Genomic DNA, 820 nt, shown 5'->3' on the forward strand with positions numbered 1-820 from the left:
GATCCTGAGCGCCGCCCTCGACGTCCTCGCCGAGACCGGCTACGACGGCATGACCATCGACATGGTCGCCGCGCGGGCCCGCGCCGGGAAGGCGACCCTCTACCGCCGCTGGGACTCCAAGGCCGAGCTCGTGGTCGATGCTCTCGCCTGCCTCAAGGGCGCCGACCTCGCCCCCGACCGCCTCCCGGACACCGGAACCCTGCGCGGCGACCTCGTCGCTCTCATCCGCCCGCACACCATCGAGGACGCCGAGCGCAAGCTCCGGATCATGGCCGGCGTCGTCGCGATGATCTCGAAGTCGCCCGAGCTGTCCGACGCCGTCCGCGCCGCGATCATCGAGCCGCGGGCCGAGGCGAACCGCATCCTGATGCGCCGGGCGATCGAGCGCGGTGAGATCGCGGCGGACATCGACCTCGAGACCCTCGCGCTCGTCACGCCCGCGATGGTCGCGTACCGGGTGCTGCTGCTGCGCATCCCCGTCGACCGCGGGTTCCTGCTGTCGCTGATCGACGGGATCCTGCTGCCGGCGGTCGGACTCGGCGCGCGGGACTAGTCCTCGACGACCGCCGCGAGCTGGGCCGCGACCGCTCCCCAGCCGTCGGCGAATCCGAGGCGCTCGTGCTCGTCGCGGGTCGCGGCGTCCTTGTGCATCACGTGGGCCCGGTAGAGCGTGCCGTCGGGGTGGTCCTCGAGGGTGACGACGGCGGTGATGAACGGCGCGGCCGCCGGGCGCCAGCCGGCGACGAGCGCGGTCGTGAAGACGAGCCGCTCCTCGGGGTCGACGGTGAGGTAGCAGCCGGAGAGATGCGGCACGAAGGCG

At 72.9% G+C, this 820-nt stretch carries 2 protein-coding genes; one reads left to right on the plus strand and one right to left on the minus strand.

All coding sequences use genetic code 11. From position 1 onward, the window contains the following. On the plus strand, positions 1-553 hold a 553-nt coding region (locus IOC53_RS18640; protein WP_207408109.1), incomplete at its 5' end, for a TetR/AcrR family transcriptional regulator. On the opposite strand, the gene IOC53_RS18645 is transcribed toward IOC53_RS18640, so the two are convergent. Beyond that, positions 550-820, minus strand: a 271-nt coding sequence (locus tag IOC53_RS18645) for an SRPBCC domain-containing protein (protein WP_207408111.1), incomplete at its 5' end; no start/stop codon positions are given. The genes IOC53_RS18640 and IOC53_RS18645 overlap by 4 nt on opposite strands.

It is taken from the genome of Rathayibacter sp. SD072, assembly GCF_017355185.1.
In the GTDB taxonomy this organism is placed as follows: domain Bacteria; phylum Actinomycetota; class Actinomycetes; order Actinomycetales; family Microbacteriaceae; genus Rathayibacter.